Annotated in this window: 4 protein-coding genes and 2 pseudogenes; 2 read left to right on the top strand and 4 right to left on the bottom strand. The window is 76.1% G+C overall.

The annotated features are described in order from the left end of the window. Positions 1 to 767, bottom strand: a 767-nt coding sequence (locus tag SSNG_RS31430; RefSeq protein ID WP_007267985.1) for a S8 family serine peptidase, incomplete at its 3' end; no start/stop codon positions are given. Between the two features lie 241 nt (positions 768 to 1,008). Between SSNG_RS31430 and SSNG_RS31425 the strand changes: the two genes are divergently transcribed. Both SSNG_RS31425 and SSNG_RS40450 read left to right on the top strand, forming a co-directional pair. Next, entirely contained in the window at positions 1,009 to 2,598 is a 1,590-nt protein-coding gene (locus SSNG_RS31425) for a DHA2 family efflux MFS transporter permease subunit (RefSeq protein ID WP_128637246.1), read from the top strand. Positions 2,599 to 2,614: 16 nt separating this feature from the next. Next, positions 2,615 to 3,331: pseudogene (locus tag SSNG_RS40450) on the top strand (DUF6629 family protein). Here the strand turns inward: SSNG_RS40450 and SSNG_RS31415 are convergent. From SSNG_RS31415 to SSNG_RS31405, 3 genes and pseudogenes are all read right to left on the bottom strand, one after another. Then, positions 3,243 to 3,437 carry a DUF6126 family protein gene (locus SSNG_RS31415; RefSeq protein ID WP_050779787.1) on the bottom strand — a complete coding sequence of 65 codons (195 nt, stop codon included), beginning with the start codon at positions 3,435 to 3,437 and terminating at the stop codon, positions 3,243 to 3,245. The pseudogene SSNG_RS40450 and the gene SSNG_RS31415 overlap by 89 nt on opposite strands. Positions 3,438 to 3,529: 92 nt before the next feature. Next, positions 3,530 to 4,186, bottom strand: a complete 657-nt coding sequence (locus SSNG_RS31410; RefSeq protein ID WP_007267981.1) for an XRE family transcriptional regulator — start codon at positions 4,184 to 4,186, stop codon at positions 3,530 to 3,532. 77 nt (positions 4,187 to 4,263) lie between these two features. Continuing rightward, positions 4,264 to 5,807 (bottom strand): annotated as a pseudogene (locus SSNG_RS31405) (ATP-dependent DNA ligase). Between the last annotated feature and the right edge of the window lie 82 nt (positions 5,808 to 5,889).

The raw sequence follows: 5,889 nt of genomic DNA, 5'->3' as shown, positions 1-5,889 counted from the left end.
TCGCCGACCATCGTGCCCATGGTGTGAGTGCCGTGGTCGTTGTTGTCGCAGGGCGCGGCGCCGGCGCAGACGCCGGCCGGGTCGAACCAGTTGTAGTTGTGGTCGTAGGTGCCGTCGGCGTTCTTGCCGCGGTACTGGTTGTTGACGGCGGGATGGGTGTGGTCGACGCCGCTGTCGATGTTGGCGACGACGATGCCCTCGCCGCGCACGCCGAGCTGCTCCCAGACCTGGGGTGCCTTGATCCGGTCGATGTTCCATTCGACGGCGTCGGCGGCGGTCTTCTCCCGGGTGCCCTCGGCGGGCGTGGGGAGGCTGACCTTGTCGTCGGCGTCGATGCGGGCGACCTCGGGGCGCTCGGCGAGGGTCCCGGCGAGTTTGCGGCTGCCGACGACGCGGACGGCGTTGACGATCCAGTACGAGGTGTACTCCGCCCCGGCCGCGTCCAGGGCCCTGCGCACCTCGGCCTGGGTGCGCGAGGCGTGCTCCCGCTTGGTGCGCAGAACCGTTTCGGCCTTGGCGGCGCGGGTCTGCTGCCTGCCCGCGGCGGTCAGGTCGGCGGCGCTGTCGAGGTAGACCCAGAAGACGGCCTTCTCGGAGCCGTCGAACTGGGCGCGGAGGGCGGGTTCGAGCTTGCGCTCGGCCGCGGTGGGCGCGGGGCCGGGCTCCGGGGCGGCTGCGGCGACGCCCGCGCCGACCGGGAGGAGCAGGGCCGCGCTCAGAGCGGCGAGCGCCGCGCGTAAGGAACGTCGTCGGTTGCGTTGTGGCACGTGTCGTCTCCTCTTGCGCCGTGTGCGGCGCGTGCGGATCGCGCGATCGCGCGGATCGTGTGGGTCGTGTGGGAAGTCCGTGTGTGAAGTGCGCGGGTCATGTTCTGGGAGGTGCCATGTGCATTACAAGAGGGCCTCGTGAGCCACGGAACGTACGGGTCCGGACAGGTCCGGAGGGGTCCGCGCGGCGGGGAGCCCCCGCCCGGTGGCCTTTCGGGCGCGGGCGCGTCAGCCTGGGGGGATGAGCTCGCTGCCCGGCGGACCGGTGCCCGAGCCCGGTCCCTCACCCGCGTCCGGGCCCGGCCCCGCGTCCGCGCCGGACCCCGCACCCGCACCCGCGCCCGCGGTCGCCCCGGAGCCCGCGGTCGCGCTCGGCTCCGCGCAGGGGCGGTGGATCGTGCTCGCCACCGTGCTCGGCTCGGCCATGGCCCTGCTGGACTCGACCGTGGTCAACGTCGCGCTGCCCCGCATCGGGCGGGACCTCGGCGCCGACCTGGCCGTGCTCCAGTGGACGGTCAACGCCTACCTGCTGACCCTGGCCGGGCTGATCCTGGTGGGCGGGGCGCTCGGCGACCGGTTCGGCCGGCGCCGGGTCTTCGTGCTCGGCGTGGTGTGGTTCGCCGCGGGCTCGCTGCTCTGCGGGCTCGCGCCGAACGCCGGGGTCCTCATCGCCGCCCGGGCCCTCCAGGGCGTCGGCGGCGCGCTGCTGACGCCCGGCTCCCTCGCCCTGATCCAGGGCTCGATCCGGGCCGACGACCGGGCCCGCGCGGTGGGCCTGTGGTCGGGGTTCGGCGGCGTCGGCGCGGCCGTGGGGCCCTTCCTGGGCGGCTGGCTGGTGGACGGGCCGGGCTGGCGGTGGGTGTTCCTGCTGAACGTGCCGGTGGCCGCGCTGTGCGTGCCGGTGGCCCTGAAGCACGTACCGGAATCGCGGGACCCGGCGGCGGGCGCGCGGTTCGACGTGCTCGGCGCGGTCCTGGGCGCGGCCGCGCTGGGCCTGCTGACGTACGCGCTGATCGAGGCCCGGTCCGCGGCCGCGCCGGTCATCGGCGCGGCGGTGGGCGGGGTGCTGCTCGCGGCCGCGTTCGTGTACGTGGAGCGGCACCGGCCGGATCCCATGGTGCCGCCGGACATGTTCGCCTCCCGGCAGTTCACCGCCGTCAACCTCGTCACCCTGTTCGTCTACGCGGCCTTCGGCGGCTTCTTCTTCCTCGTCGTGCTCCAGCTCCAGGTGGTGTCCGGGTACTCCGCCCTCGGCGCCGGTGCCGCGCTGCTGCCCACCACCGTCTTGATGCTGCTGCTCTCCTCGCGGGCGGGGGCGCTCGGGGAACGGATCGGGCCGCGCCTGCCGCTCACCGTCGGGCCGCTGCTGTGCGCGGCCGGGACGCTGCTCATGCTGCGGGTGGGCCCGGACGCCTCGTACGTACGCGACGTGCTGCCGGCCATGGTGGTGATGGGCGCGGGCATGACCGTACTGGTGGCCCCGCTGACCGCGACCGTCCTGGCCTCGGTGCCGGCCGGGCGGGCGGGCCTGGCCAGCGGGATCAACAACGCCGCCGCGCGGGCCGCCGGACTGCTCGCGGTGGCGGCGCTGCCGCTGCTGGCGGGGATGGGCCCGGACGCGTACCTGTCCGCCGGGGCCTTCGACTCCGCCTTCGGGCGGGCCGTGCTCTGGTGCGCGGGGGCCCTGGTGGCGGGCGCCGCGACCGCCTGGGCGACCGTACGCTCCCCCGCGCCCGGGGCCTGCCACCCGGAGTGCCGCACGCACTGCGCGATCGGCGCCCCGCCTCTGGAACACCCCTCGGCGCCGGACCGGGCACGGGGCCCGCACTGACGACGGGAGACCCCGCGTGTGCTGGAGCGCGGCGGCGGACCTGACGGCGTGCACGGCCGTGTCCGCCGTCGGGGTGGTGTGCCTGGCCCGCGCGCGGCGGGCCCGCGACCTGCCCGTCGCCGCGCTCCCCCTGCTGCTCGGCGCGCACCAGCTGGTCGAGGCCGCCGTCTGGCACGCGGGCGGCGGCTGCGGTCCGGCCACCACGGCCTGGGCGGTGATCGCGCTGCCCGTGCTGCCGCTGTGGGTGCCGCTCGGGGTGCTGCTCGCCGCCGCACCCGGGTCCCGGCGCCGGCTGCTCGGACCGGCCGCCGCGGGGGCGGCGACGGCCGCGGTGCTCGCGTACTGCCTGGCCGTGCGGCCGGTAAGCGCCGCCGTCCGGGGGCGGGTGATCGGCTAGGGGGTCGACGTCCCCTGGGCCCCGCTGGTACTGGCGGGCTACCTGTACGCCGGCCTCGGCGCCCTGCTGCTCGCCGGTGACAGGACGCTGCGGCTGCTGGGGGCGGTGCTGGCCGCCGGGGCGGTGGTCTGCGCGGCCCTGTGGCGGCTGGAGTTCGCCTCCACCTGGTGCGCTTTCGCGGCGGCGGCCTCGGTGCTGGTGCTGGGCTGGGTACGGCGCCCGGAGGGGCCCCGGACCGCGACCGGGGCTACTGGTTCTGGCCGCCCAGGACGAAGAGCAGGTAGACGAAGAACGCGAAGAGGTGCCCCACGAACAGGTACGCGATCAGCCGGATGATCAGACCGCGCGGGAACTTGGACTCGAAGCGCTCGCGGATGGTGCGCGGGGCGGGCGTCTGCGTCTGCTCCTGCTGCGGGACGGCCTGCTCTGCGGTGCTGGACATCTGGTCTCCTCGGGAGTCGGATGCGGGTTCGGACTCGGACACGGACTCGGACACGGATCCGGACATTGATTCGGACACGGTGGCGGCTCCCCCTAGTGCTGGTGCGTGGTCTTGGCGCCGAGGCACAGCCCGGCCAGGCTGCTCTGCAGCAGGGTGTGGACGAACAGCAGCTCGCACCCGCCCGGCCCGGCCGCGCCGATCCGGTGCGGGGTGAGCGAGTCGAAGTGCGCGCTGTCCCCCGGCTCCAGCAGGTGCTCGGCCTCCCCCAGGTGCAGCCGGAGCCGTCCACTGAGCACGTACAGCCACTCCTCCCCGGGGTGTACGCGCACCAGCTCGCCCTGGCTGCGCCCATGGGGGACGTGCACGCGCAGCGCCTGCATCCCCCGCCCGGAGCCGCCGGCCTGCCAGTACGTCCACCCGTCGGCCTCGCGGGCCCCGGGGCCGCCGGCCCGTACGATGGGATCGGCGACGGCGGGGGTCTCGCCGAGCAGCTCGGAGACGGTCGTGCCGTAGGTGCGGGCGAGCCCGAGCAGCAGCGGCAGCGAGGGCTGGCGCCGGCCGGTCTCCAGCCGGGACAGGTGCGCGGGCGAGAGCCTGGCCCGCGCGGCGGCGGCCTCCAGCGTGAGCCCGGCACGCCGGCGCAGTTCGCGCAGCTGTGGGGCGACGGCGGGCAGCTCGTCGGCGAGGGCCTCCCCGGGGGCCGCACCGCCGGTGCCGGTGCCGTCTGGTTCGTCGGAACGGGGCGTCATACCCCGATTGAGCCAGAGCGTTGCCTGACTGGCAAACTTCCTTGCCTCTGAGGCAAAACCCCCGTCCCGGGCCTCCCTCAGCCGTGGTCCCGGCGGCCCTGTTCCAGCACCGTCTCCACCGTGTCGGCCTCCTCCGCCGCCTTGTCCGGGCGGTGCCGCAGGACCCGGGCGAAGCGCAGGGCGACCCCCGCCGGATAGCGCGGGGAGCGCTGGAGGCCGTCGTAGGCGATCTCCACGACCAGTTCGGGCCTGACCCGGACGGTGAAGCCGTCGTCCTCCTCCGCCAGCTCGTGCAGCCGCGCGGTCTGCCAGCGCAGCATCTCGTCCGTCAGCCCCTTGAAGGTCTTGCCGAGCATGGCGTAGCCGCCGTCGTCGGTCCGCGCGCCCAGGTGCAGGTTGGACAGCAGGCCGGTGCGCCGGCCGTGGCCGCGTTCGGCGGCCAGCACCACCAGGTCGAGGGTGTGGACCGGCTTCACCTTGAGCCACTGTTTGCCGCGCCGGCCCGCCGCGTACGGGGAGTCCAGGGCCTTGACCACGACCCCCTCGTGGCCCCGGCGCAGGGTCTGCGACCAGAACTCCTCGGCGGCGGCCGCCCCCGCCGCCCCGGCGTCCTCCACCACCAGCCGCCGTACCCGGGCCGGCTCGGGGACCAGGGCGGCCAGGGCCGCGTGCCGCTCTCGGACCGGCAGGTCCAGCAGGACCTCGTCGCCGAGGGCCAGCACGTCGAAGAAGTAGACGGTCACCGGGAGGGCCTCGCGCGCCGCCGCCACGTCCAGCCGGGAGCCGACCCGGCCCGCGATCTCCTGGAAGGGCACCGGGCGCCCGTCGGCCTCCTGCCCGATGACCTCCCCGTCGAGGACGAACCGCTCGCCCGGCAGGCTCCGGGCCAGTTCGGCCACCTCCGGCAGCCGGCCGGTGATCTCGTCGAGGGAGCGGGTGTGGATCCGTACCTCGTCCCCGTCCCGGTGCACCTGCACCCGGATCCCGTCGAGCTTCTCCTCCACCGCGCAGGGGGCGAGCGCCGCCAGGGCGTCGGCCAGGGAGCGCGCGGTCCCGGCCAGCATGGGCTGTACGGGCTGCCCGATGCGCAGGGTCACGCCGCGCAGTGCCTCGGCGCCCCCGGCCAGCACGGCCGCCGCCGTCCGGGGCAGCGAGCCGTCCAGCATCACGGCCCGGCGCAGCTCGGCGGCCGGCACCCCTGCGGCCTTGGCCACCCCTTCCAGGGCGACGGCGTCCAGCGCGCCCTGGCGCACCTCCCCGGACAGCAGGCTGCGCAGGAAGCGCTGTTCGTCCGCGGTGGCGGCGCCGAGCAGGGCGGCGACGATCCGGCGGCGTTCGGCATGCGCCCCCGGCCCCGCGACGGCGGCCAGCTCCGCCACGGCGGCGTCGACGGCCGTCACGGTGAGCGCCGGCTCCGCGGCGGGGCGGTGTCCTGGGCCAGGGTGCGCCATCCGATGCCGGGGCGGCCCTGCGGGAGCCGCCCGGAGAGGTAGGCGATGACCAGGGCGGCCTCGTCGGCGGGGGCGGCCGCGAAGAGCTCCGCGAGCAGGGCCGTCTTGCGGGAGCGGGCGGAGGCCTCAGCGACCTCCCGGGACACACGTGCGACCTCGGCGAGCAGCATGCCGTCCATCCTCCCGCCGCTCACGCCCGGGCGCAGGCCCGGGCGCCCGCGGGAGGGGCCGCCGGACGGGGGGCGCCGGGCG

It is taken from the genome of Streptomyces sp. C (assembly GCF_000158895.1).
Classification (GTDB): Bacteria; Actinomycetota; Actinomycetes; order Streptomycetales; family Streptomycetaceae; genus Streptomyces; species Streptomyces racemochromogenes.
The sequence above is the reverse complement of the archived record's forward strand: the minus strand, read 5'-3'. Positions and strand labels throughout refer to the sequence as shown.

What these genes read in the sequence shown, in the direction of transcription:
- SSNG_RS31425 (WP_128637246.1), top strand. Translation starts at nt 1,009, where the DNA reads ATGAGCTCGCTGCCCGGCGGACCGGTGCCCGAGCCCGGTCCCTCACCC.
- SSNG_RS31415 (WP_050779787.1), bottom strand. Translation starts at nt 3,437, where the DNA reads ATGTCCAGCACCGCAGAGCAGGCCGTCCCGCAGCAGGAGCAGACGCAG.
- SSNG_RS31410 (WP_007267981.1), bottom strand. Translation starts at nt 4,186, where the DNA reads ATGACGCCCCGTTCCGACGAACCAGACGGCACCGGCACCGGCGGTGCG.